This is a genomic window from Actinoplanes xinjiangensis (assembly GCF_003148685.1).
GTDB classification, from domain to species: domain Bacteria; phylum Actinomycetota; class Actinomycetes; order Mycobacteriales; family Micromonosporaceae; genus Actinoplanes; species Actinoplanes xinjiangensis.
The window spans coordinates 86,036-110,813 of sequence record NZ_QGGR01000015.1 but is presented as its reverse complement, the minus strand read 5'-3'; the positions used below and the strand labels follow the sequence as shown (position 1 = coordinate 110,813).

Below are 24,778 nucleotides of genomic sequence, written 5' to 3'. Positions count from 1 at the left end.
GGGTCGGTAACGAGCGAAATGCTCTTCGAGGCTAACGTCGGCAGCCGGGTGGCTCATCGGGATTATCGGCGGCAGGGCTATGAGCAGCGTCACCGATGCCTGGTGAGGGCGGCCTGTTCGTGCAGACGGCGGACCCGTTCCGCCATCGGCGGGTGCGTGGAGAACAGCGCGGCCAGACCGCCGCCCGCGAACGGGTTCGCGATCATCAGGTGGGCGGAACTCGCCAGGCGTCCGTCGGTGGGCAGGGGCGTGCGGGCCGTACCGTGATGGATCTTCTCCAGGGCGCTCGCCAGGGCGAGCGGGTCGCCGGTCAGCGTGGCACCGGAGGCGTCCGCCTGGAACTCCCGGTTGCGGGAGATCGCCAGCTGGATGATCGACGCGGCCAGCGGGCCGAGGATCATCATCAGCAGCAGGCCCGCCGGGTTCGGGCCGTCCTCGTCGTCGCCGCCGAACGGCAGGAAGAACGCCAGGTTCGCGAGCATCGTGACGATGCCGGCCAGGCCCGCCGCGACACTCGAGATGAGGATGTCGCGGTTGTAGACGTGCGACAGCTCGTGGCCGATCACCGCCCGCATCTCACGCGGCTCCAGCAGATTCAGGATGCCGGTGGTCACCGCCACCGCGGCGTGCTGCGGATCGCGGCCGGTCGCGAAGGCGTTCGGCTGCATCGCCGGCGAGACGTAGAGCCTCGGCATCGGCTGGCCGGCTGCCTGAGCCAGCTCCCGCACGATCGCATACAGTCCCGGCAGCTCCGCCTCGGTCACCGGGCGGGCGCGCATCGCCCGGAGCGCGATCCTGTCGGAATAGAAGTAGCTGACGGCATTCACCACCAGCGAGACGAACACGGCGAGCACCAGACCGGTACTGCCGCCGAGCCAGTAACCCACGGCCAGGATGAGGCCGGTGAGCAGACCCAGCAGAGCGGCCGTCTTGAGGCCGTTGTGATGGCTGGACAACTTTCACTCCTTCGGCTTGCGGGCTCGTGACCCGCATTCCACGGAACATCGGTTGCCTTCGTGTTCATCCGTGTGCGCGCTGTGACTTCGCTGAACACCCCATCAAGAGCGACAGCGGTGGTACGCCGTACGCCACCGGCAACCGCACCCACCGGTCACGTGGCTCCCCCGCGAGGCAGGCGCGGTGCCGGACCGTGGCGCGGCCGCCGGGCTGAAGCCGTTGGTCACCGGCTGGTCGTCACCGCTGCCTCAGCGGCCCTGAGGAGCACGGGGGTTTCCTCGGCTGGTCGTCACCGCTGTCTCAGCAGCGCTGAGACAGCGGTGGGAACCAGCCGAGATCTGTGGGCGAGCCAGCCGGGGCCGGTGGGCGAGCCAGCCGCGGGTCGGTGGGTCACGTGCGGGCCGGCCGCGGGGTGTGCGGGCTACGTGAGAGCGTTCAGGAGCAGCTGGGGGGCGAAGCCGAGCACCACGGCCGTCACGGTCGCCACCGTCAGGGCGGCGGCGACCGGGGTGGCCACCCGGTGGCGGGGGTGGGTGGCGTCGTAGATCAGGCCGGGGTCGGCCACGTGGATGCCGGGGTGTTCCGGAACGGTGTAGAGCAGGGCGGACACCCGGACGTAGTAGGCCAGCGCGATCACCGCGTTGACCACCACCACCGCGGCCAGCCAGATCCAGCCCTCGGCCACCAGGGATTCGACCACCGAGACCTTCGCGAACAGGCCGGCCAGCCCCGGTGGGAGGCCCGCCAGCCCGGCCATCGCCAGCACGAACACGGCACCCAGCCAGGGGTGGCGACGGGCCGCGCCGCGGAAGTCCGCCAGGGTTCCGCCGTCGGCTTCGGCCTGTTCCGCGGTGGGGATGAGCGTCACGGGCGGGCGCAGGGCCACGACCACGCCGAACGCGATCGACTCCAGGACGACGAAGAAGACCGCGTAGGCGAGGGCCGCCGGCACGCCGGGTGCGCCCATCGCCAGAGCCGCCAGGATGTAGCCGGCCTGCGCCACCGAGGACCAGGCGAGCAGCCGGACCATCCGGGTCTGTCGTAGGGCGACCAGGTTGCCGACGGTCATCGTGAGGACGGCCAGGGCCGACATCACCGCTCCCGTGTCCAGGTGGGCCACGACGGCGGCCAGGGCCAGGACGCCACCGAGCTTGGAGGCGGTGGAGAGATAGGCGGCGACCGGTATCGGGGCGCCGTCGTAGGTGCCGGGAGCCCAGGCGTGCAGCGGCACCGCGGCGACCTTGAACGCGAGGCCGATCACCAGCAGGGCCGCGCCGACTCCGGCGAGCGCGGCGAACGGGGTGGTGGCGGGGCCGAGCAGGGCCAGGTGGACGGTTCCGGTGGCGGCATAGTTCAGGGCGATCCCGAGCAGGGCGATGGCCGTCGAGATGACGCTGATCAGGAAGAACATGACCGAGGCTTCGGCCGGGCGGGTGCTCGGGCGCTCGATCGGGGCGTAGCGGCGGAGGCCGACCAGGACGTACAGCGGGAGGGTGAGGGTCTCCAGGCCGACGATCAGGGTGAGCAGGTCACCGGCGTAGGCGACGGTCACGCCGCCGGTCATCGAGCACGCGAGCAGGAAACAGTACTCACCGGCGGGGGCGGCACCGATCCGCAGTGCGGGCACCGAGAAGGCGAGGACGGCGGCGGTCAGGGCGCCGAACAGGGCCGCGGTCACCGCGGCCGGCCAGGTCGGCACCCAGGAGCAGCCGCCGGTGGCGCAGAAGGTCGGGTCCCACGGGCCGACGGCGAGCGCGCAGGCCGCGGTGACGATCGCGCCGACGACGGTCGTACCGATGATCGCCGGCCGTTTCCCGGTGAACAGGTCGGCCAGCAGGGCGAGGACGGCGGTGCCGGCGGCGACGTAGAGCGGCAGCAACGCGATGTGGTCGACGGCCTGACTTCTCATCGGCGCACTCCGGGCAGGTCGACGTCGGGGGTTCCGGTCACGGCCGGATTCCCAGGAGGGTGGTCAGCGGCTGGGCCGTGTCGGACAGGACCAGGGCGGGGGCGACGCCGATGGCCAGGGTCAGCAGGATCAGCGGCGACCAGGCGAGCCATTCGGTTCCGGTGATGGCGGGGCTCAGGGACCGTACCTCCGGGGTGGCCGGACCGTGGGTCACCCGGCGCAGCAGGCGCAGGAAGTAGGCGGCGGTCAGGGCGCCACCGATCGCGGCGACCGCGGCGAGGGTCAGCCAGAAGGGGCCGCCCCGGTCGACCGCGGCGATCACCGCGAACGCCTCGCCCCAGAAACCGGCCAGGCCGGGCAGTCCCAGCGACGCGATGGCGGCGAAGCCGAGTAGCGCGGCCAGGCGCGGAGCGGTCTCGCGGAGGCCGCTCAGCTGGTTGAGGGATCCGGTGCCGGCCCGATCCTTGATCGTCCCGGCGAGGAAGAACAGCAGGCCGGTGATCAGGCCGTGGGCGATGTTGCCGAGGAGGGCGGCCTGGATGCCGGCGACCGACAGGGTGGCGATGCCGAGCAGCACGAAACCCATGTGGCCGACGCTGGAGTAGGCGATCAGGCGTTTCAGCTCGGTCTGGCGCAGACAGATCAGGGCACCCACGATGATCGCGATGACGGCCAGGATGCCGAGGACCGGGGAGGCCCAGGCGGCACCGTCGGGGGCGACGCCCAGGCCGACCCGGATCAGTCCGTAGGTGCCCATCTTCAGCAGCACCCCGGCCAGGATCACCGAGCCGACGGTCGGGGCCTCGGTGTGCGCGTCGGGCAGCCAGGTGTGCAGTGGCCAGAGCGGGGCCTTCACCGCGAACGCGACGGCCAGCAGGGCGAACGCCGCGTACTGGGTGGTGCGGTCGAGGTGTGGGGAGCCGGTGAGCAGGATCAGGTCGCCGGTGCCCGCCTTCGTGACGACGAGCAGGACACCGAGCAGCAGCAGGACCGAGCCGGCCAGCGTGTAGAGGACGAACTTGCGGGCCGCGGCACGGCGGTTCGGGCCACCCCAGCCGGCGATCACGGCGTACATCGGCAGGAGCACGACCTCGAAGAACAGGAAGAACAGGATCAGGTCCAGGGCCAGGAAGGTGCCGAGCACACCCACCTCGAGGACCAGCAGGAGCGCGGCCAGGCCCTTCTTTTTGGTGTACGCACAGCACAGCGCCGTGAGCAGCCCGGTGAGCACGATCAACGGGTAGGACACCCCGTCGACGCCGAGGTGGAACTCCAGTCCGAGGGCTGGCACCCACGGCAGGTCCAGGTCGATCCAGGGCACCAGCGGCGGCCGGTCCGCCGGCCCGTAGGCGAACCAGCCGAAATCGTTCGGTCGCATCAGGATCGGCAGCACCGACAGCACGAACGTGACCGTGGCGAAGGCGCCGGCGACGAGCCGGGACCGGGCGGCCGGGGCCAGGGCGACCACGATCGCCCCCAGCGCCGGCACCAGGAGCAGTGCGATGAGCAGCAGCTGCGGGGCGGACCAGGCGGGTTCTACGTAGTCGCGGTACATCAGGCTCCCCACCAGGCGATGGCGCCGAGCAGCAGGGCCGCGGCGCAGACGGCGACCGCGGCGGCCGGCAGCGGCAGCCGGTGTGCCTCCTTGAGCGCGTCACCCGCGCGGGACGTGCCGGTTCCGGTGCCCATGACGGCAGCGTCGACGATCCGGGTGTCGCCGGTGGTGGCCCAGCGGGCGAGCGCCTCGGCCGGGCGGACCACGAGCCGGTGCTGCACGTCGTCGAGCCGGAACCCGGCGGCCAGGAACGGCCCGGCGCGGCCCAGCGCGAGAGCCGGGTCGGCGCCGGGGACGGCCCACCACAGCCACCACGCCGTGCCGGCACCGGTGGCGAGCAGCAGCATCGGCAGGGCGACGGCGACGCCCAGGTGCGGGTCGTCGAGTTCGAGCGCGGTCCGGAAGCCGGGAGCGAAGGCGGCCAGCCCGAGCAGGGCGGCCGGGATCGCCAGCAGGATCAGCGGCCAGCGCATCGGGGCCGGCGGGTCGTGCGGGGCGGCCGGGACCTGATAGCGGGCGTCGTCGAAGCCGACCTCCCAGGCCGGGCCGTACGGGCCGGGCGCGCGGGACGGGCCGAAGAACGCGCGCAGGAACAGCCGCGTCGCATACCAGGCGGTGACCCCGACGGAGAGCAGCGCGGCCAGCCACACCAGCCAGGCGGCCCAGGCCGGTGCGGTCTCCCCGCCCTCGGTGGCGTGGGCGGCCGCGGTCAGCACATTCTCCTTGGACCAGAAACCGGAGAGCGGCGGCAGGCCGGCGAGCGCACCCAGCCCGATCGCGAACGACCAGAACGTGACCGGCATGTGCGGGCGCAGGCCACCCATCCGGGACAGCAGGTTGGTGCCGACCGCGTGGATCACCGCGCCCGCCGCGAGGAACAGCAGCGCCTTGAACGCGGCGTGGGTGAGCAGATGGAACAGGGCGGCGGCGGGCGAGCCGACGGCCAGGGCACCGGTCATGTAGCCGATCTGCGAGACCGTCGACCAGGCCAGGACCCGTTTCAGGTCGTCCTGGGCGGTCGCCGACAGCGCGCCGATCAGGATGGTCACCGAGGCCATCACGGCCAGCGTCGCCAGGGCGGCCGGGGACTGCGCGTAGAGCGGGAAGAGCCGGAACACCACGTAGACGCCGGCCGCGACCATGGTGGCCGCGTGGATCAGCGCGGAGATCGGGGTGGGGCCGGCCATCGCGTCCGGCAGCCAGGTGTGCAGCGGGAACTGGGCGCTCTTGCCGGCCACCCCGGCCAGGATCAGCAGCAGCGCGGCGGTCAGCGTGCCCGGCGAGTAGTCGTGGGCGAGCACGTCGGGCAGGTAGGTGCTCTTCGCGTCGGCGACCAGGACGGCGATGCCGAGCAGGAAGCCGATGTCGCCGATCCGGGTCACCAGGAACGCCTTCACCGCGGCGGCGGGCGCCTCCGGCAGCCGTCGATCGTGGCCGATCAGCAGGTAGGAGCAGGCGCCCATCACCTCCCAGCCGATCAGCATGAGGATCAGGTCGCTGCCGGCGACGACCAGGAGCATCGCTCCGGTGAAGAGACTGACCTGGGCGGCGTACGGCGCGTAGCGGGGGTCGTCGTGCAGGTAGGTGATCGAGTAGATCTGCACGCACAGGGCGACCGCGGTGACGGCCAGCGCCACGTAGGCGGCCGCGGCGTCGACGAGCGTGCTGAATCGCACCTCCAGGTCGCCGATCACGGCCAGCGTGAGACCGGTGTCCCACCCGTCGGACGACTGCGCCGGATCCAGGACCAGGCGGAACGCGAGCAGCAGGGCGACCGCGGCGCCGGTGACACCGATTCCGGCGGCGAGACGGCGGCGGTTCCGGTCACCGTCACCCGGGGGCAGGGCCAGACCAATCAGACCCAGGAGCAGGGGTACGAGGGGAAGCAGCGGCCCGGCAACGTCGACGCTCACCCGGCCACCCGTTCCTCGTCCGCGTCCAGCCGCACGTCGTCGACCACGACCGCCCGGCGCATCCGGTAGTACTGGAGGATGATCGCCAGGCCGACACCCACCTCGGCGGCGGCCAGCACGATCACGAACAGGGCCAGCACACCGCCGGTCCCGGGAGCCGCCGAGCCGGGACGGGCCCACGACTCGACCACCACGCCGGTCAGCGCCGACCGCAGGGACACGTCGGCGGTGACCAGGATCAGGTTGACCGCGTTCAGCATCAGCTCGACGGCCATCAGGACCAGGATCGCATTGCGCCGGCGCAGGACGCCGTAGACACCCAGACCGAAGAGCAGGGCGCCGACGACGTACGGGATGACGACGTGCATCAGACCTCCTGTCCGTGCTCTTCGGCGACGGCCTTGTTCTGTTCGGCGACGGCCTCGTGCTCTTCGGCGACGGCCGGGGTGCGGGCGCCGATGTCCGGGCGGGACAGCACGATCGCGCCGACCAGGGCGGACAGCAGCAGGATCGACAGCACCTCGAACGGCAGCACCCAGGCGCCGAAGATCTGCTCACCGACCCGCTCGGCGGTGCCCGGCTCCGGGGCCGGATAGCGCACCCAGCGGAAGGCGTCGGCGAACAGGGCGGCCAGGCCCAGACCGGCGCCGCCGCCGACCAGGACGGCCGGGACCGCCGGACGGTCCAGGTCGGGGGACGGGCCGATCGGGGCGCGGGTCAGCATCACGGCGAACAGCAGCAGCACCACCACCGCACCGACGTAGACCAGGATCTGCACCCAGGCGACCAGCTCGGCACCGAGGACCAGGTAGAGGCCGGCGATCGCGCCCAGGCTGACGACCAGGTACAGACCCGAGCGGACCAGATGGGCGCTGGTGACGACCAGGAAGCCCGCGCCGACGGCGACGGCGCCGAGCGCGAGCAGCAGCACGTCGGCGACGGTCACCGGCCCGCCTCCGGGCCGGGTTCCTCCGCCGAGGGTCGTGGTTCCGGTGGGGTCACCGGCGTCGGCGGGGGGGCCGGGGCTGCGGGTGTGCCAGGGGTGGTGCGTACCGCTGCGGGTCTTGCGGTCTTCGCGGCGGTGGCCGCGCCCGGACCGGCTGCCTTGCGCGCCGCGGTGGCCTCCTCCTTGGAAGGTTCGCCGAGGACGTCGTGCGCCGGCGGCGGCGGCACCGTGCGCATCCACTCGCCCAGCCGGTTCTTGTCGTGCAGCAGGTCGAGGACGTCGGTCTCGGCGTACTCGAACTCGGGCGTCCAGTGCAGCGCGTCGAACGGGCAGACCTCGATGCAGATCCCGCAGTACATGCAGAGGGAGAAGTCGATGTCGAATCGGTCGAGCACGTTGCGCTGCCGGGCGCGCGCCGCGCCGGGGACGACGACCTCCTCCTTGTGCGAGTCGATGTAGATGCACCAGTCGGGGCACTCGCGGGCGCAGAGCATGCAGACCGTGCAGTTCTCCTCCGACAGCGCGATCACCCCGCGGGAGCGCGGTGGCAGATCGGGCTGCACGTCCGGGTACTGCTGGGTGCCGGCGCGCCGCGTCAGGGTCTTCAGCGTCACGGCGAGCCCGTCGAGCAGGCCCTTGCCGGGCATCATGCGCTCACCGTTCTCACTCACAAGGGACCATCCTGCCCCGTTGAGTGATCCCGCGCGACCTCGGGTGGGACGGATCTTCCGGTAGAGTGCCTAGTCGTGCGACATGCCCCCGTCGGCGCATGTCTAGGTCAGGGCCTTCACGGCGACGGTCAGGACCAGCTGGGCGAGGGCGACGGGCACCAGGACCAGCCAGCAGAGACGCTGGAGCTGATCCTCGCGCATGCGGGGGAAGGTGACCCGGAGCCAGATGATCACGAAGGACAGGGCGCCGATCTTCAGCAGCGTCCAGAGCCAGCCGAGCTGATCCTCCATCGGCCCGTGCCAGCCGCCGAGGAACAGCACCGTGGTCAGCGCCGCGATCACCACGATGCCGACGTATTCGGCGAGCAGGAAGAACGCGAACCGCAGACCCGTGTACTCGGTCATGTAGCCGAAGACCAGCTCGGAGTCGGCGATCGGCATGTCGAACGGCGGTCGGCGGATCTCGGCCAGGCCCGCGATGAAGAAGACCAGGCCGGCCGGGGCCTGCCAGATCAGCCACCACGGCTGCCACGCCTCGACGATGCCGGGCAGGCTCAGCGTGCCGGCCGCCATCGCCACGCTCGCCGCCGCCAGCACCAGCGGAAGTTCGTAACCCAGCAGCTGGGCGGCGCCGCGGACCCCACCGAGCAGGCTGTACTTGTTGGCCGACGCCCACGCCGACATCAGCACCGCCACCACGCCGATGCCGAGCACCGCCAGGACCAGGAACAGGCCGATGTCCAGGCTCTGCGCCACCAGGCCCGGCCCGATCGGGATGGTCATCACGACCACCAGGTACGGGAAGAGGGCCACGATCGGGGCCAGCCGGAACACCGTCCGGTCCGCGTCGTGCGGGGTGATGTCCTCCTTCTGGACGAACTTCACCCCGTCGGCGATCAACTGGGCCCAGCCGTGGAAGGCACCCGCATACATCGGACCGACGCGGCCCTGCATGTGCGCCATCACCTTGTGCTCGGCCTGCCCCACGACCAGCGGCAGCACCAGGAAACCGGCCAGCACGGCGGCGACCCGGATCAGCAGATCCAGCCAGAGCGGCATCACTCCGTCCTCCTCGGAGCACGCCGTTCCCGTTCCGGTGCCGGCGGAGCCTGGCCTTTCAGCGGGCCCCACTCGTTCGGATCCGGGACGCCGGGCGGGCGCACCGGTGCCCGTTTGGCGCCGCCGCCCTCCGACTCCCCCGGCTCCTTGGCGCCCGGCCACGGCTTGGCCACCCGGGCCGCCAGGACGAACTCCTTGCGCAGCGGATGACCCTCGAATCCCGGGGGCAGCAGCAGCGGGCGCAGGTCGGGGTGGCGGGCGAACGTGATGCCGAACATCTCGAACGTCTCCCGCTCGTGCCAGGTGGCGCCGGGATAGAGGTCCACCAGCGACTCCACCTCCGGGTCCTGGCGCGACACCCGGGTGCGCAGCAGCACCCCGTGCCGGCGGCGGGTCGACCAGAGGTGCGCGACCACCGAGAAGCCACCGTCCAGCTCGTCCACCGCGGAGAGCCAGTCGAAGAAGTCGAAGCCCAGCGCACCGGCATCGCGGGCCGCCTCGGCGGCGAACCACCAGCGGGCCACCGGCACGTCGACCACGGCGCGGGCGTGGCGCGGTCCGCCGCCGGAGACCTCGGTGGTGACGGTGCCCTTCTCCGGGTCGTCGGTCGCCAGCAGGTGGACCAGGCGTTCACCGACCTCTTCGGGCGTCATGCCCGTCATCCTATGATCCGGGGCCCGGATGCAACGTTCCGCCGGGCGACCGCGTGTAGTCCTCGTGACCGTCATAGCCGCACGGGAGGCAGGCATCACGGCCGATCCCGATCCGCCCACGTTCGACGAGGTGTACGCCGCGAGTTACACCGACCTCGCCGTGCAGCTGTACGCCTACTTCGGTGACCGTCAGGAGGCACAGGACGTCGCCCAGGAGGCGTTCTGCCGTGCCCTGGCCAAGTGGAACACGATCGCCCGGTACGACGATCCGGTCGCCTGGATCCGCCGGGTCGCCTGGAATCTCGCCGTCAGCCGGTGGCGCCGGACCCGCACCGCACTGAACTTCCTGCGCCGGCAGCGCCCGGACGAGCCGCACACCGACGGGCCGGGGCCGGAGCGGGTCGCCCTCGTCGCCGCGCTCGGCACCCTGCCGCCGGCTCAGCGCCGGGCCACGACTTCGGCGGATACGGCTGGCATGCCGAGTTCCCCGACTCGGAGCGGTACGACCTGGCGCTGACCTGCCGCGGGAGCACTACGACAACAGAACCGGGACGATCGGCACCGTCGCCTGGGCGCTGATCATCCGCTGACGGCACTCACAGGCCGGGGAGGCGGCCGTTGCGGAACACGTCGACGAAGTCCTGATGGTCCTCGCGGGCCTGGTCACCGTACTTGTGCGCGAACTCGACCAGGTGCTGGACGAAACCGGGCTCGTCCTTGTCGACGACCGCGACGATCGCCTCCTCGGTGGAGAAGTCCACCAGGTCGTGACTGGACTCGTCGTCGGCGACCGAATGCATCCGGGCCACCGCACGGCCCAGGTCGGCGATCACCGCGGCCAGTTCCTCCGGCTCGTTCACGTCCGACCAGTCCAGATCGGCGGCGTACGGCGACACCTCCGCCACCAACTGCCCCACCCCGTTCAGCTCGGTGAACCCGAGCCACGGGTCGGCGTGTGCCTGGAGGGCCCGCTGCGACTCGGCGGTCCGGTGCCCCTGATGCCGGAAGTAACCGCGTACCCGGTCGTCGTCGATCCAGCGGGCCACCGCCGGGACCTGCGCCTGCTTCATGTAGATGACGACGTCGTTCTCCAGGGCCTCGGTGTGCCCCTCCAGCAGCAGGTTGTACGACGGCAGGCCGGCCGAGCCGATACCGACGCCCTTGCGCAGTTTGATGTCCTTGATGTGCAGCGAGACCGGCCGGGTCTGCTGTGGAAGCGTGGCCAGATAGCGGTCGAACGCCTCCATGACCGACGCGTGCATGCCCGAATCCACGTCGTAGACCCCGTCACCGATCGAGAACCGGCGTTCGTAGTCGTCGATCGTGGTCTGCTGGCTGAGCAGGTCGACCCGGGTGTTCAGCCGGGCCTCCTGCAACACCCGGCGCAGCACACCGGTCGCGTTCTCCAGGGTGATCGAGCCGATCGCGTCGTCGCCGCCGTGCGCGATCGCCCGCAACTCGGTCAGATAGGAGCGGGCGAACTCGGTCACCAGCGCCGTGATGCTGTCGTCGGAGAGCGCCTTCGAATACCCGATCAGCGCGACACTCGCCGAGAAACGCTTCAGATCCCAGCTGTACGGCCCGACATACGCCTCGTCGAAGTCGTTGACGTTGAAGACCAGCCGGCCGGACGAGTTCATGTACGTCCCGAAGTTCTCCGCGTGCAGGTCACCGTGGATCCACACCCGGCTGGTCCGCTCGTCGAGAAAACTGTCGTCGCGGTAGTCGCCGCTCAGGTCAGCGTAGAACAGCGAGGCGCTGCCCCGGTAGAACGCGAACGGTGACGCCGCCATCTTTCGGAACTTGCGGCGGAACGCGGCCGGGTCGAGCGCCATCAGCTCGCCGAACTCGCGGGTCAGAACCTCGATGATGAACTCGGCTCTCATACCGGGTCACGTTACTCAGCCCGAGTATGCCAGCGGTTACCCTTTCCGCTATGTCCGCTTCACGCCTGCTGCGTATCGGCACCCGCTCCTCCCCCATGGCCCTCGCCCAGGTCGAGCGTGTCCGGCGGATACTCGCCGCCCGCCGGCCCGAGATCACCGTCGAGGTCGTGCCGCTCACCACCAGCGGCGACCGGTGGCAGGGCGCGCTGTCCGAGCTGGGCGGCAAGGGCGCGTTCACCAAAGAGGTCGACCAGGCGCTCCTCGACGGACGGGCCGACCTCGCCGTGCACTGTGTCAAGGACGTCCCCGGCGACCGGCCCGCCCCCGCCGGCACCGTGTTCGCCGCCTACCTCGCCCGCGACGACGTACGCGACTGCCTCGTCGACCCGGCCGGCCGCCGGATCGAGGACCTGCCCGCCGGCACCCGCGTCGGCACGTCGGCGGTCCGCCGGATCGCCCAGCTCGCCCTGCACTGGCCACACCTCACCGCCGTGCCGATCCGCGGAAACGCCAACTCCCGCCTGGCCCGGCTCGACGCCGGCGAATACGACGTGCTGCTCCTGGCCGTCGCCGGACTGCACCGGATCGGCATGCCGGAACGCGTCGGCCAGCCGATCGACGTGGACACGTTCGTACCCGCCGTCGGCAGCGGGACCCTCGTGTTGCAGTGCCGGCAGGACGACGAGGCGGCGCTGGAGATCGCGGAGGCGCTCGCCGACCGTCGGACCGGGCAGGAGACCGAGGCCGAGCGCACCATGCTGCACATCCTTCAGGGCAGCTGCAGCTCCCCGATCGGCGGCTACGCGCGTACCGAGCCGGACGGGCGGATCAGCCTGCGGGCCCGGGTGATCAGTCTGGACGGCAAGACGGTGCTGGACGCCCACGAGTGGGCCGCCGACCCGGTCGTACTGGGCACGTCGGTCGCCGCGTCCCTGCTCCGGCAGGGCGCCCGGGAGATCCTCGGCTAGCTGCTGCTCGTCGTCGCCGGTCCGGCCGCCTCGGGCCGGCTCGGCTTCGCGCTTGCCGTCGGCCCTGACCTGCTGGCCCTGCTTCGCGTTGCCTGCCGGCTCTGACCCGCCGCCCTGCTTCGCGTTGCCTGCCGGCTCTGACCCGCCGCCCTGCTTCGCGTTGCCTGCCCGCTGCCTTGCTTCGCGCCGCCTTGCTTCGCGCTTGCCGTCGGCCCTGGTGCGCCGCTCTACTTCGTCGGCGGTTTCACCAGCGGGGCGGTCAGCGCCAGCGGGTCGGGCCGGTGGACACCGCCCGGACCGGACTGCTCGGCGGCGATCTTCTCCTGGAGACGCAGGATGCCGTGCAGGAGCGCCTCCGGCCGCGGCGGGCAACCGGGCACGTAGACGTCCACCGGGATGATCTGGTCGACGCCCTTGGTCACCGAATACGAATCCCAGTAGGGCCCGCCGCAGTTCGAGCAGGAGCCGAACGAGATCACATACTTCGGCTCGGGCATCTGGTCGTAGAGCCGCTTGATCGCCGGCGCCATCTTGTCGGTGACCGTGCCGGACACCACCATGAGGTCGGCCTGTCGTGGCCCGTGCGCGAACGGGATCACCCCGAGCCGCATGAAGTCATGCCGGGCCATGCTGGACGCGATGAACTCAATGGCACAGCAGGCCAGACCGAAATTGAACACCCAGAGGGAGTAGCGGCGCCCCCAGTTCAGCACGAACCGGATGGGTTCCCCGAGCACTCCTGGCAGACCGGCCATCCGGTCAACCTAACGCATCCGGGTACCGCCGGCTCAGCGTCATCGGCGTGCGAGCCGTCTCCAGCACCCGAACCGGAAGATTCGGTCCCTCGACGTGGTAGTGCGCCCGGGTGCGGCCGACCGGCTCCAGCGACCGGCGGCGGCGAGAATCCCTAGGTCACGCTGCTCCTGCTGGAGGGTCAAGTCCCGGCCGTGCACAGTGCGCCCACCGAAGGCGCCGACTCACCACGACATCGTGCAGCGCGGAGACCATCCGCTCGTCGACGCCTTGCCCGGCAGAGAACGGTAGAAACAGGACGCCACCAGCGGTGAGGGCCCACCGCTCCCCGTTAGTTCCCCCACCGTCACCTAACGGTGGGGCGCTGAAGCAGGCTCAGGAAACCGGTGAGCATGGCCTCGCGAAGGGCCGGTGGTGCGGCATTGAGGATCGTGTTGACCGCGGCCATCCGGGTGAAGTCACCGGCTCCCAGACCCAGGCCCTCGGCCAGGGAGGCGATCAGCTCCGGGGTGACCATCTCGGGGGTCAGCGGTGGCAGCGGCGGCAGCTCGATCGGGCCGCGTGCTCGAGCCACGGCGACGGCCTCGGCCAGGTCCGGAGCGAACGAGGCGGCGGTGGCGTGGACGGCCGCGGTCACCGTCAGGTGGATGGTGGGCGGGTGGTCGGCGTGGGCCATCTGGGGTTGGGTGTGCCAGCCACGGGCCGCCAGTTCGTCGGCCAGGACGAAGAGGTCGACGCCGTCGGAGGCCAGGCAGACGACGCTGGTCTCGGTGGGGGCATAGAGCCGCACCCCGTCGGTGGCCTCGACCGCCGCGGCCAGCACCGCGACCGACTCGCGGGTCTTGCGGGCCAGATCGAGATAGCCGGTGTCGCCGATCGAGCGCAGCGTGGCATAGGCCGCGGCGATCGGGCCGCCGGAACGGGTGGACGAGATCACCGGATTGATCATGGTGTAGCCGGGCCAGTCGGCGTGTGCGAAATACTGCGGGCGGCGCAACTCCTCCGAGGCGTGCAGGAGGATCGAGACACCCTTCGGTGCGTAGGCGTATTTGTGCAGGTCGGCGGAGATGCTGGTGACGCCGGGCACGGAGAGGTCGAAGTCGGGCAGGTCGGCACCGAGACGGCGCAGGTAGGGCAGGATCCAGCCGCCGAAGCAGGCGTCCACGTGGAACCGGACACCATGCTCGGCGGCGATGGCGGCGATCTCCGGGATCGGGTCGACGACGCCGTGGGCATAGCTCGGGGCGGAGGCGGCGATGAGAACCGTGTCCGGGGTGACCGCCGCGGCCATCGCGCGTGGATCGGCCCTCAGGTCCGTCACCGGCACCACGTCGAACTCGACCCGCAGGTAGTGCGCCGCCTTGGCGAACGCCGCGTGCGCGGTGGACGGGACGAGCAGCCGGGGCGAACGGATGTCGGGGTGGGCGTCGCGGGCCGCTTTCACGGCCAGGATCAGGGACTCGGTGCCGCCGCTGGTGACGCTGCCGACCGTCGCCGGCCCACCGCCGAGAAGCCGCGCGGCCGCGCCGACCAGGGCGTTCTCCATCGCCAGCAGCGACGGGAAGGCGGTCGGATCAAGGCCGTTGACGTGCGCGGACGTGGCGTGGGCGGCGCGGGCCAGATCATCCAGGCCGTCGAGGGCGGGGTCGTAGACATAGGCGAACAGGCGCCCGCCGTGGGTCGGCAGGTCACCGGCCCGCAGCTCCTGCAACTCGGCGAGGATCTGCTCGCCCGGGACGCCCTTCTCCGGCAGCGCATCAGTCATGCCGGTGACGCTATCCGTTCGCCGGTGCCGAGCCGCCGGTTGTCCACAGCGGCTACTTGTCCACAGGGCCGGCGCCGGCATCGGCCCGGTCGTCGTAGCGTCGCAGCAGCACCACGGCCGCGCCGACCAGCAGGGCCGGGAGGACCGTGAAACCGAGCAGCACCCCGAGTCGTGCCGAGTCGCTCTGAGCGGCCGACTCGCCGGTGGCCGACGAGGCATAACCGAAGATCTGGAGGATCAATGCGTAGATGCCCGGTCCGAGAGCCAGGCCGAAGGTCTCCCCCGCGGTCCACAGGCCGGTGAAGACGCCGGCCTGACGGCGGCCGGTGCGCTCGGTGTCGCGGGCGATGCAGTCCGGCAGCATCGCCATGGCGAAGACCTGCTGGCCGGCATATCCGACACCGACCACGGCGACGATCAGGTAGACGGCGACCGCGGGCAGGGACGGAGCGGCGACGAGCGCTAGGGCCGCGCAGGCGAAGAGCAGGGAGGCGGCGATCAGGGAGCGCAGTTTGCCGTGCCGGCGGCCGATCGCGGTCCACAACGGCATCACCAGCAGCGCCGGGCCGACGAACGCGGCGAACAGGAAGGTCGCACCGGACCCCTGGACGAGGACGTGGTCGGCGAAGTACTTGACGCCGGCCAGCATGGTGCCGATGCCGGCGGCCTGGACGATCCAGCAGATCAGCAGGGCACGGAAGGGGGCGTTGCCGCCGGCCACGCGCAGTTGCGCCCGCAGGCTGGGCTCGGAGTCGCCGGCTTGGCGGGACTCGGCTTTACGCGTACCGAGAAAGGTGGCGAGCGTGCCCACCACGATGAGTGCGCCGACGAAGGCGCCGGACCACCGGTGTCCTTCGCGGCCGCCGCCGGTGAGTTCGACGACGAGCGGTGCGAGGGCGCCGGAGACGAGGATCGCGAGCGCCAGGACCGCGACCCGCCAGGTCATCAGGCGGGTGCGCTCGGCGTAGCCGTCGGTGAGTTCGGCGGGCATCGCGACGTAGGGGACCTGGAAGAAGGCGAAGGCGGTGGCGGCGGCGAGGAAGGCCACCGCGACGTACGCCCCGGAGGCGCCACCGCTCGGGAAGGGAGCCGCGAAGATCGCCGCGAAGAGCACGCCGAGGAGCAGTCCGGCGGACAACAGGAACGGGCGGCGCGAGCCGCTGCGGTCGGAGATCCGCCCGGCGACCGGGTTGACGACGACGTCCCATGCCTTCGGTAGGAGAACAAGTAATCCGGCCACGCCCGCGGCCACACCCAGGGTGTCGGTCAGATAAGGCAGAAGAAGCAAACCGGGCACCGTACCGAAAGCTCCGGTGACCAACGAGCCAAGCGCATATCCAGCCAAAACACCGCGCGGCAGAACACTCGTCGGGGTTACCACGGGAGGGGGACCACCGGTCGTCATCGAAGCGCATCGTAACCATGATCGGCCTGCTCCGCCTACGCTCGGCCGCATGAAAAGCGTTGCGGCCGGCGTCGCCGCCAGTCATCCGGCGACCGCCCGCGCCGGGCTGCGAATCCTCGAGTCCGGCGGCACCGCGGCCGACGCTGCGGTGGCCGCCGTGCTGGCCTGTTGTGTCGCCGAGACGGTCTATACGGGACTCGGCGGCGGCGGGTTCGCCACCTTTTACGACGCCGTCACCCGTGAGGTCACCTGCCTCGACTTCTTCGTGGCGGTGCCGGGCCTCGACCGGGACCGGGATCCGTCGGCCATGGTGGCGGTGGACGTGTTCTTCGGCGGGCTGCCACAGATCTACTCGATCGGCGGGGCCAGCGTGGCGGTGCCGGGAGTGCCGGCCGGGCTCGGCGAGGTCCACCGGCGGTGGGGTCGGCTGCCGTGGCCGGAGGTGGTGGCGCCGGCGGCCGGACTGGCCCGGACCGGAGTGCTGCTGCCCGACGCGCACGCGCGGACGCTGGAGTCGTGCGCGCCGGCGCTGGCCTACGGCGAGGGGGCGGCCCTCTATCAGCCGGGTGGGCGGCTGCTGCAGGGCGACGAGCTGCTCTTCCACCCGGGACTGGCCACCGCGATGGACGCGCTGGCCGTCGACGGGCCGGAGGTCTTCTACACCGGGGGGTACGGGAAGCTGCTCGTCGACACGGTTCGGGACGCGGGCGGCAACATCGGGCCGGCGGATCTCGCCGCGTACCGGGTCGAGTCGGTGCCGGTGGATCACGCGTCGCTCGCCGGGTATCGGGTGCATGCCCGCCATGATCTGAACCGGACCGTCGACACGATCGGGGCGCTGCCCGCCGACCTGTCCCTGCCGACCCGGGCGCCCGGAGTGGCGTCCGCCCTGGTCAACCGGGGTAAGCAACGGCTCGGTGACACCACCAACGTCTCGGTGGTGGACCCGGCCGGAAACGCCTGCGTGATCACCACGACGCTCGGGCTGGGTGCCGGGGTGTGGCTGCCGGGGCTGGGCATCAACCTGAACTCGATGCTCGGCGAAGGAGAGTTGCTCACCGAGAATCTGGTTCCCGGGGAGCGGATGTCGTCATACATGTGCCCGCTCGTGGTGACCGGGCCCGACGGTGGCCTCGCCGTGGCGGCGGGGTCGGCAGGGGCCTCCCGGATCCGGACCGCTCTGGTCGACACGCTGCTCGGGGTGCTGGTCGACGGGCTCAGCGTGCCGGAGGCGATCGCCCGGCCCCGCTTTCACGCGGTGGAGGACACCGTGCACGCGGAGGCCGGTTATCCGACCGCTGAGCTGGCCGAACTCGCGGCCGCGGGCTGGCAGACCGTCGAGTGGCCGGAGATCAACCACTACTTCGGCGGTGTCACCGCCGTCGGCTGGACCGGCGCGGCCGGCGACCCACGGCGGGGCGGCGTGGGCCTGCTGCTGTAGCGGCCGGGTGGCTCACATGGTGCGGGCGGCGGTGGCTGCGGCGGTCGCCGCGGTCTCGCGCAGGGGGACGTCGAGGTCGGTGGCGGTGAGGCCGAAGGTGCGCTCGGTCAGCGACGAGTCGAGGACGAACGGCGCGTAGAACTGGTAGTCCATCTCCGCCAACTCGCGGGCCATCGGGATCACCAGGCCGGCCGTGCGCATCACGAAACGGGGCATGCTGCGGACCTTCAGCGGGGACCGGCCGGTCAGGGCGCAGTAGCGGGCGGCCAACTCACGGATGGAGATCGCGGGCGGTGACGGCACATGCCAGGCCCGGCCCCACGCCCGCTCGTCACGGGCCAGCTCGACCAGGGTGCGGGCCATGTCGCCGGTGTAGGTGAACGTGTGCGGGGCATCCACGTCGGCCGGGCACCAGGCGGTGCGGCCCTTGTCGATGGCGGGCAGGAGCACGCTGGAGAAGACGCCGACCGCGCCGGCACCCAGGTAGTCGGAGGCGCGGGCCTCGATCGTGCGCACGCCGCTGTCCACGGCGTCCTGCCACATGCGGTTGCGGATGCGGCCCTTGCGGCCGGTCGCGGCGAGCGGGGTGTTCCCGGTCATCAGGCCGCCGGGCTGGGGGCCGTATCCGTACAGGTTGCCGGTGATGGCGTAGACCGCTCCGGCCGACTTGGCGGCGGCGATCATCGCGCTGTTCATCGGGAACCACTTGTCGGCCCACTCGGTGTATTTCGGGTTCGCGCAGTTGTAGACGACCTCGGCGTCCTGGGCCAGCTCGGTGAGGCGGCGGACGTCCGACGCGTCGGCGGCGGACCGCTCGATCAGCTGATGCTCGGGACCGCTGCCGCTGCGCGTGACGATGCGGACCCGCTCGCCGCGCTCGGCAAGCAGGCGGGCGACGGTGGAACCGATGGGGCCGGAACCGATGACCAGGTGCATGATGATCTCCTTGCTCGCTTTTGTGAGCACTGCTCTCTTGCTAGAGCAACGATCGCATAGAGGGTGCTGAAAATGCAAGAGCAGTGCTCTCGTTGTGGCACACTGACCTGATGAGCGAGAAGGTGACTGCGACCAACCTGCGGGCCCGGGTCCGGGCCGAGATGACCGACGAGATCAAGACGGTGGCGCGGCGGCACCTGGCCACCGATGGGGCGAACCTGTCGTTACGGGCCGTCGCCCGGGATCTCGGCATGGCCTCGTCCGCGGTCTATCGGTACTTCGCGAGCCGGGACGAGCTGCTCACGGCGTTGATCATCGATGCGTACAACGCGGTCGGCGACGAGGCCGAACGGGCGGTGGCCGAGCAGGAGACCCCGCTCGGGATGTGGCTGGCGGCCGGCCATGCGGCACGCGAGTGGGCACTGGCCAACCCGCACGAGTGGGCGCTGATCTACGGCAGTCCCGTGCCGGGATATGCGGCGCCGAGGGACACCGTCGAACCGGCGACCCGCTTCATGCTGCTACTCGGAGCAACGCTCGCGAAGGCGAACGTGACGGGCGGGATCGCCGACCGGCCGCCGCTCACCGGACGCTTCGCCGAGGAGCTCGCGGCGATCGCCGGCGCCTACTTCCCGGAACTGACGGCACGCATCATCGCCGACACCATCGCGGCGTTCTTCCAGATCTGCGGTGCCATCAGCTTCGAGCTGTTCGGGCAGCTCAACAACACAATCGAGGACGACCGGCGGGGCTTCTTCGACTACCAGCTGCGGTCGGCCGCGAGACTGGCCGGACTCACCGAGTAAAAGCTCCGCCGGGAGACCGGCGGGCTCACCGTGCAGGCGGGGCGACGGGCATCCAGCCCGCCTCCGCCATCAGGACCCGGTCGCCGCGCATCGGTACGCCCTCGCCCAGAAGCAGCCCTTTTGCCCGGACCTCGTGACCCGGCGGGAGCCGGCCTCCCCCGCTGCACACCCGGTGCCACGGGACGCCGCCGCCGTGCAACGCCATGATCCGGCCCACCAGCCGGGCCGAGTTGCGGCCGGAGCGGTCGGCGAGGGCGTCGGCGATCGCGCCGTACGACATCACCCGGCCCGCCGGAATGCTCTCCACCAGCGCCAAGACCTCTTCGACGTACTCCTGGGGTGTCACAACCCGCCACGATATGGGATCGGACGACGACCGGCACCGCCCGGCCGAGCACAATGGGCCTGGTGCGGGAAGTGGTGACCGGCGCGCGCCGGATCGTGGTCAAGGTGGGCTCGTCCTCGCTGACCACCGCGACGGGCGGCATCGACGAGCAACGGATCGACGCCCTGGTCGATGTGCTGGGTTCGCTGGCGACCAGCGGCCGTGAGGTGGTGCTGGTGTCCAGCGGCGCGATCGCCGCCGGGCTCGCCCCGCTCCAGTTGCGCCGGCGGCCACGTGACCTGGCCACCCAGCAGGCCGCCGCCTCGGTCGGCCAGGGTCTGCTGATCGGGCGCTACGCGGCCGGGTTCGCCCGGCACGGGCTCACCGTCGGGCAGGTGCTGCTCACCGTGGACGACGTGACCCGGCGTGTGCACTATCGGAACGCGTACCGGACGCTGCGCAAACTCCTCGACCTGGGCGCGCTGCCGATCGTCAACGAGAACGACACGGTCGCCACCGAGGAGATCCGGTTCGGTGACAACGACCGGCTCGCCGCCCTGGTCGCCGCGCTCGCCGACGCCGATCTGCTGGTGCTGCTCTCCGATGTGGACGCCCTCTACACCGGCGATCCGGCCGACCCGGCTTCCCGGCGGATTCCGCTGGTCCGCGACGACAGTGACATCGCGGGCGTCACGATCGGCGCGGCCGGGCGGTCCGGCGTCGGCACCGGTGGCATGGTGACCAAGGTGGAGGCGGCCCGGATCGCGACCGGCTTCGGAATCCCGGTCGTGCTGACCGCGGCCCCGCTGGCCGGGCAGGCGCTCGCCGGCGAGGAGGTCGGCACCCTCTTCGAGGCGGCCGATCACCGGCCGGCCGCACGTCTGTTCTGGCTGGCCCACGCCACCGCGCCACGCGGGCGGCTGCACCTGGACGAGGGCGCGGTCGCGGCGGTCGTGGCACGGCGCAAATCGCTGCTGCCTGCCGGCATCACCGCGGTCGACGGTTCGTTCGCCGCCGGCGATCCGGTGGATCTGGTTGATGCCGGATCTGGTACGCCGGTGGCGCGCGGCCTGGTCAACTATGACGCGGTCGAACTGCCGGCGCTGCTCGGGCGGTCCACACCCGAGTTGGCCGCGGCACTGGGGCCGGGATATGAACGAGAGGTCGTCCACCGCGACGACCTGGTGCTGCTTTAGCCGTACCCCCGTCTTTGTCGAAAGGGTTTTCATGAGCGTGCTGGAGCAGGCGGCTGCCGCCCGGATCGCGTCGTTCGACCTGGCCGCGGCCACTCGCGCGGAGAAGGACGCGGCTCTGCTGCTGATGGCCGACCGGCTGGTCGAGCGGACCGACGACATCGTGCACGCCAACGGCGTCGATGTGGCGAAGGCGCGGGAGAGTGGCACGTCGGAGGCGATGATCGACCGGCTTCTCCTGACTCCGGAGCGGGTCGTCGCGATGGGCGACGGCCTGCGACAGCTCGCCGCCCTGCCCGATCCGATCGGTGACGTGGTGCGCGGCTCGACGCTGGCCAACGGCCTGGAGTTGCGGCAGGTCAGGGTGCCGTTCGGAGTGGTCGGCATGATCTACGAGGGCCGGCCGAACGTGACCGCCGACGCCGCCGGCATCTGTCTCAAATCGGGCAATGCGGCGCTGCTGCGCGGTTCCGGCTCCGCCTTCTCGTCGAACGCGGCGATCGTCTCGGTGCTGCGCAAGGCGATCGCCGACGCCGGTCTGCCGGTCAACACGGTCCAGTTGCTGGACGCGACCACCCGCGACTCGGTGAAGGAACTGATGCGGGCCCGTGGCCTGGTCGACGTGCTGATCCCGCGGGGCGGCGCCTCGCTGATCAGGACCGTGGTCGAGCAGTCGACGGTGCCGGTGATCGAGACCGGGGTCGGCAACTGTCACGTGTACGTGGACGCCGCCGCCGACCTGGAGAAGGCGCTGGCCATCACCGTCAACTCGAAGGCGCAGCGGCCCTCGGTGTGCAACGCGGCCGAGTCGCTGCTGGTGCACGCGGAGATCGCCGACACGTTCCTGCCGCTGGTGCTGTCGTCGCTGGCCGACGCCGGGGTGACCGTCCACGGCGACGCCCGGGTGGCGGGTTACAGCGACGCCGTGGTCATGGCCACCGACGAGGACTGGGGCACCGAGTTCCTGTCGCTGGACATCACGGTCGCGGTCGTCGACGGCCTCGACGACGCGCTCGACCACATCCGGCGCTACGGGACGGGCCACACCGAGGCGATCGTCAGCGAGTCGGTCGCGGCCACCCGCCGGTTCGTGGCGGGGGTGGACGCGGCCGCGGTCATGGTGAACGCGTCGACCCGGTTCACCGACGGCGGCGAGTTCGGGTTCGGTGCGGAGATCGGCATCAGCACCCAGAAGCTGCATGCCCGCGGTCCGATGGGCCTGCCCGAGCTGACCTCGACGAAGTACGTCGTCACGGGCAACGGACACACCCGCTGACCCTCCCCGGCTGGTTCTGGCCGCTGCCTCAACCGTGCCGAGACAGCGGTGAGAGCCAGCCAGACCTCCCCGGCTGGTCACCACCGCTGCCTCGACCGCGCTGAGACAGCGGTGAGAGCCAGCCAGACCTCCCCGGCTGGTCACCACCGCTGCCTCGACCGCGCTGAGACAGCGGTGAGAGCCAGCCAGACCTCCCTGGCTGGTCACCAGCGCTGGGTTGACGTGGATGAGGCAGCGGTGAGAGCCGGCCGGGACTTCAGCGGCAGGCGCGGAGCACCGTCAGCGTGGTGTTGACGTCGAAGAGTGGGCCCTCGTTGCTGTCCCACCCGCCGTCAGGGCGCTGGGTCTCCGCCAGCCGCTTCCGGGCGCTCTGCAGCAGCCAGTCGTCACCCAGATTCACCCGGCGCAGGGCCGCCGCCATCGACGCGACGTCGCCGGGTGACATGTCCGTCAAACGGTCGCCGAGCACCTGCTGAACCCGCGCCGACTCGTAGAAGAACTGCTGCTGGTGCAGGAGACCGGCGGCGTGCCAGCCGACGGCCAGGAATGACGGCCACGTGCCGTCCGGCCGGATCTGGGTGACCACCCAGCGGGCGGCGGACCGCAGCACCTCGCTCCATGGCGCCCGGGTCTGATGGGGGTCGATCTCGACGGCCGCCGCGGTGAGCCAGAAACCGGCCACCGACGTCTGGTAGAGCGTGGCCTCGGGATCGCCGGGCATCGCCCAGGCCGGCGCCTCATCGGCCAGCGATTCGTGCTCCTGCCAGGTGCCGTCGCCGCGTTGCGCGGCGGCCAGCCATTGCAGGGCCTGGATCCCGACCGGACTGTTCAGCGCACCGATGCCGTCGAGTTCGGCGAGTCGGTAACAGGTCGCGTCGACCGAGGGGATGCCGCCCTCCGCCGAGGCCGGCCAGCCACCCTCCGGCATCTGGCCGGCGGCGATTCGTTCCACGGCGTCCGGAGGGGCGGGATGCCCGGTCCTGAGGTGGGACAATCGCGCACGTTCCACCGGATCGCCATGGCCGACCACGTAGCCGATGGCGGCGTCTATATCGATCACGGTGAAGACGGTACCGGCCGGATCTGTGAATCGCAGGTCTGTTCCATCCGGGGAGTCACCCGTTGGTGACTCCCCGGACAAGGATCCGTCAGTACGACGGCAGCGACGGGTCGATCAGGTTGACCCACGCCACGATGCCGCCCTGGACGTGCACCGCGTCCTTGAACCCGGCCGACTTGAGCGCGGCGAGGGCCTCGGCCGAGCGGACGCCCGACTTGCAGTGCAGGACGATCTGCCTGTCCTGCGGAAACTTCGCGAGCGCCGCACCGGAGAGGATCTCGCCCTTGGGGATCAGCGTCGCGCCGGGGATCCGGTTGATCTCCCATTCGGCCGGCTCGCGGACGTCGACCAGGAAGATGTCCTTGCCGTTGTCCTGCCACTCCTTGAGTTCACGGACGGAGATCGTGGAGCCGGTGATCGCCTCCTGCGCCTCCTCGGAGACCGCGCCGCAGAAGTCGTCGTAGTCTTCGAGCAGGTCGGTGACGGTCGGGTTCTCCCCGCAGAGCGCGCAGTTGGGGTCCTTGCGGACCTTGATCTTGCGGTACTCCATCTCCAGGGCGTCGTAGACCATCAGGCGCCCGACCAGCGGCTCACCGATACCGGTGATCAGCTTGATCGCCTCGTTGACCTGGATCGACCCGATCGACGCGCAGAGCACGCCGAGCACGCCTCCCTCGGCACAGCTCGGGACCATGCCGGGCGGCGGGGGCTCCGGGTAGAGGCAGCGGTAGCAGGGACCGTGCTCCTCCCAGAAGACCGACGCCTGGCCGTCGAAGCGGTAGATGGATCCCCAGACGTACGGCTTGCCGAGCAGCACCGCGGCGTCGTTCACCATGTACCGCGTGGCGAAGTTGTCGGTGCCGTCGACGATCAGGTCGTACTGGCTGAAGATCTCCTTGACGTTGTCACGGTCCAGCGCGGTGTTGTGAATGACCACGTTGACCAGCGGGTTCACCTCGGCGATGCTCCGGGCCGCGGACTCCGCCTTGGGCGTGCCGATATCGGAGACTCCGTGGATGATCTGGCGCTGGAGATTGGACTCGTCGACCGTGTCGAAGTCGATGATGCCGAGCGTGCCCACGCCGGCCGCGGCCAGGTAGAGCAGGGTCGGCGAGCCGAGGCCGCCCGCGCCGACGGCGAGGACCTTCGCGTTCTTCAGCCGCTTCTGCCCGTCCATCCCGACGTCGGGGATGATCAGGTGTCGCGAATAGCGGCGGATCTCGTCGACGCTCAGCTCAGCGGCCGGCTCGACGAGCGGGGGCAGAGCCACAGTTCACTCCCCGGGTTCGGTGGAAAGGATC

At 71.0% G+C, this 24,778-nt stretch carries 23 protein-coding genes; 6 read left to right on the top strand and 17 right to left on the bottom strand.

The features are described 5' to 3' along the window. Nucleotides 1-89: 89 nt before the first annotated feature. The 9 genes from htpX to BC793_RS29765 form a co-directional block, all read right to left on the bottom strand. The gene (gene htpX, locus BC793_RS29805; RefSeq protein ID WP_109598548.1) at nucleotides 90-956 is read right to left on the bottom strand and encodes a zinc metalloprotease HtpX; all 867 of its coding nucleotides are present in this window, start codon (nucleotides 954-956) and stop codon (nucleotides 90-92) included. Nucleotides 957-1,378: 422 nt separating this feature from the next. Continuing rightward, on the bottom strand, nucleotides 1,379-2,866 hold the full coding sequence (locus tag BC793_RS29800; RefSeq protein ID WP_109598546.1) for an NADH-quinone oxidoreductase subunit N: 1,488 nt from the start codon (nucleotides 2,864-2,866) through the stop codon (nucleotides 1,379-1,381). Nucleotides 2,867-2,903: 37 nt separating this feature from the next. Then, nucleotides 2,904-4,421 carry a complex I subunit 4 family protein gene (locus BC793_RS29795; RefSeq protein WP_109598544.1) on the bottom strand — a complete coding sequence of 506 codons (1,518 nt, stop codon included), beginning with the start codon at nucleotides 4,419-4,421 and terminating at the stop codon, nucleotides 2,904-2,906. Further along, nucleotides 4,421-6,334, bottom strand: a complete 1,914-nt coding sequence (locus tag BC793_RS29790) for an NADH-quinone oxidoreductase subunit 5 family protein (protein ID WP_109598542.1) — start codon at nucleotides 6,332-6,334, stop codon at nucleotides 4,421-4,423. Before BC793_RS29790 ends, BC793_RS29795 begins: the two co-directional genes overlap by 1 nt. After that, a complete protein-coding gene (locus BC793_RS29785) occupies nucleotides 6,331-6,702 on the bottom strand; it encodes an NADH-quinone oxidoreductase subunit NuoK (RefSeq protein WP_109598540.1) in 372 nt (123 codons plus the stop codon). The genes BC793_RS29790 and BC793_RS29785 overlap by 4 nt, the downstream gene beginning before the upstream one ends. Further along, nucleotides 6,702-7,280, bottom strand: a complete 579-nt coding sequence (locus tag BC793_RS29780) for an NADH-quinone oxidoreductase subunit J family protein (protein WP_239170299.1) — start codon at nucleotides 7,278-7,280, stop codon at nucleotides 6,702-6,704. Before BC793_RS29780 ends, BC793_RS29785 begins: the two co-directional genes overlap by 1 nt. Next, nucleotides 7,277-7,930, bottom strand: coding sequence for a NuoI/complex I 23 kDa subunit family protein (locus tag BC793_RS29775; protein WP_109598538.1), 654 nt, complete (start codon nucleotides 7,928-7,930; stop codon nucleotides 7,277-7,279). Before BC793_RS29775 ends, BC793_RS29780 begins: the two co-directional genes overlap by 4 nt. A gap of 123 nt (nucleotides 7,931-8,053) precedes the next feature. Further along, nucleotides 8,054-9,010, bottom strand: a complete 957-nt coding sequence (nuoH, locus tag BC793_RS29770) for an NADH-quinone oxidoreductase subunit NuoH (RefSeq protein WP_109598536.1) — start codon at nucleotides 9,008-9,010, stop codon at nucleotides 8,054-8,056. Next, a complete protein-coding gene (locus BC793_RS29765; RefSeq protein ID WP_109598534.1) occupies nucleotides 9,010-9,663 on the bottom strand; it encodes an NADH-quinone oxidoreductase subunit C in 654 nt (217 codons plus the stop codon). Before BC793_RS29765 ends, nuoH begins: the two co-directional genes overlap by 1 nt. Before the next feature lie 64 nt (nucleotides 9,664-9,727). Between BC793_RS29765 and BC793_RS29760 the strand changes: the two genes are divergently transcribed. Beyond that, on the top strand, nucleotides 9,728-10,180 hold the full coding sequence (locus BC793_RS29760) for a sigma factor (protein WP_239170298.1): 453 nt from the start codon (nucleotides 9,728-9,730) through the stop codon (nucleotides 10,178-10,180). Between the two features lie 79 nt (nucleotides 10,181-10,259). Here BC793_RS29760 and BC793_RS29755 read toward each other — a convergent pair whose 3' ends face one another. Further along, nucleotides 10,260-11,549 (bottom strand): DUF2252 domain-containing protein, encoded by a 1,290-nt coding sequence (locus BC793_RS29755; protein ID WP_109598530.1) that lies wholly within the window; start codon nucleotides 11,547-11,549, stop codon nucleotides 10,260-10,262. Between the two features lie 50 nt (nucleotides 11,550-11,599). Here BC793_RS29755 and hemC point away from each other — a divergent pair, with 50 nt between their 5' ends. Next, the gene (gene hemC, locus BC793_RS29750) at nucleotides 11,600-12,517 is read left to right on the top strand and encodes a hydroxymethylbilane synthase (protein WP_109598528.1); all 918 of its coding nucleotides are present in this window, start codon (nucleotides 11,600-11,602) and stop codon (nucleotides 12,515-12,517) included. 227 nt (nucleotides 12,518-12,744) lie between these two features. On the opposite strand, the gene BC793_RS29745 is transcribed toward hemC, so the two are convergent. The 3 genes from BC793_RS29745 to BC793_RS29735 all read right to left on the bottom strand — a co-directional run bounded on the left by BC793_RS29745 (nucleotide 12,745) and on the right by BC793_RS29735 (nucleotide 16,440). Continuing rightward, on the bottom strand, nucleotides 12,745-13,272 hold the full coding sequence (locus tag BC793_RS29745) for an NADH-quinone oxidoreductase subunit B (protein WP_109598526.1): 528 nt from the start codon (nucleotides 13,270-13,272) through the stop codon (nucleotides 12,745-12,747). Between the two features lie 344 nt (nucleotides 13,273-13,616). After that, entirely contained in the window at nucleotides 13,617-15,035 is a 1,419-nt protein-coding gene (locus BC793_RS29740; RefSeq protein WP_109598524.1) for a pyridoxal phosphate-dependent decarboxylase family protein, read from the bottom strand. Nucleotides 15,036-15,087: 52 nt separating this feature from the next. Beyond that, nucleotides 15,088-16,440: an MFS transporter gene (locus tag BC793_RS29735; RefSeq protein WP_109598522.1), complete on the bottom strand. Its 1,353-nt coding sequence runs from the start codon at nucleotides 16,438-16,440 to the stop codon at nucleotides 15,088-15,090. Nucleotides 16,441-16,489: 49 nt separating this feature from the next. Here BC793_RS29735 and BC793_RS29730 point away from each other — a divergent pair, with 49 nt between their 5' ends. Beyond that, nucleotides 16,490-17,881: a gamma-glutamyltransferase gene (locus BC793_RS29730; RefSeq protein WP_109598520.1), complete on the top strand. Its 1,392-nt coding sequence runs from the start codon at nucleotides 16,490-16,492 to the stop codon at nucleotides 17,879-17,881. Between the two features lie 12 nt (nucleotides 17,882-17,893). Here BC793_RS29730 and BC793_RS29725 read toward each other — a convergent pair whose 3' ends face one another. Then, nucleotides 17,894-18,817 (bottom strand): NAD-dependent epimerase/dehydratase family protein, encoded by a 924-nt coding sequence (locus tag BC793_RS29725; RefSeq protein ID WP_373871253.1) that lies wholly within the window; start codon nucleotides 18,815-18,817, stop codon nucleotides 17,894-17,896. Between the two features lie 122 nt (nucleotides 18,818-18,939). Here BC793_RS29725 and BC793_RS29720 point away from each other — a divergent pair, with 122 nt between their 5' ends. Continuing rightward, entirely contained in the window at nucleotides 18,940-19,623 is a 684-nt protein-coding gene (locus BC793_RS29720; RefSeq protein ID WP_109598790.1) for a TetR/AcrR family transcriptional regulator, read from the top strand. Nucleotides 19,624-19,648: 25 nt separating this feature from the next. On the opposite strand, the gene BC793_RS29715 is transcribed toward BC793_RS29720, so the two are convergent. After that, nucleotides 19,649-19,969: an MGMT family protein gene (locus BC793_RS29715; RefSeq protein ID WP_109598518.1), complete on the bottom strand. Its 321-nt coding sequence runs from the start codon at nucleotides 19,967-19,969 to the stop codon at nucleotides 19,649-19,651. Between the two features lie 62 nt (nucleotides 19,970-20,031). On the opposite strand from BC793_RS29715, the gene proB reads away from it, so the two are divergent. Together proB and BC793_RS29705 are read left to right on the top strand one after the other, a co-directional pair. Continuing rightward, on the top strand, nucleotides 20,032-21,144 hold the full coding sequence (gene proB, locus BC793_RS29710; RefSeq protein ID WP_203896356.1) for a glutamate 5-kinase: 1,113 nt from the start codon (nucleotides 20,032-20,034) through the stop codon (nucleotides 21,142-21,144). Nucleotides 21,145-21,175: 31 nt separating this feature from the next. Then, nucleotides 21,176-22,417, top strand: a complete 1,242-nt coding sequence (locus BC793_RS29705) for a glutamate-5-semialdehyde dehydrogenase (RefSeq protein ID WP_109598514.1) — start codon at nucleotides 21,176-21,178, stop codon at nucleotides 22,415-22,417. Nucleotides 22,418-22,673: 256 nt separating this feature from the next. Here the strand turns inward: BC793_RS29705 and BC793_RS29700 are convergent, their stop codons facing one another. Both BC793_RS29700 and moeZ read right to left on the bottom strand, forming a co-directional pair. Continuing rightward, complete coding sequence (locus BC793_RS29700) at nucleotides 22,674-23,477, bottom strand: prenyltransferase/squalene oxidase repeat-containing protein (RefSeq protein WP_109598512.1); 804 nt, start codon at nucleotides 23,475-23,477, stop codon at nucleotides 22,674-22,676. Nucleotides 23,478-23,565: 88 nt separating this feature from the next. After that, entirely contained in the window at nucleotides 23,566-24,747 is a 1,182-nt protein-coding gene (gene moeZ, locus BC793_RS29695) for an adenylyltransferase/sulfurtransferase MoeZ (RefSeq protein WP_109598510.1), read from the bottom strand. Nucleotides 24,748-24,778 lie beyond the last annotated feature (31 nt).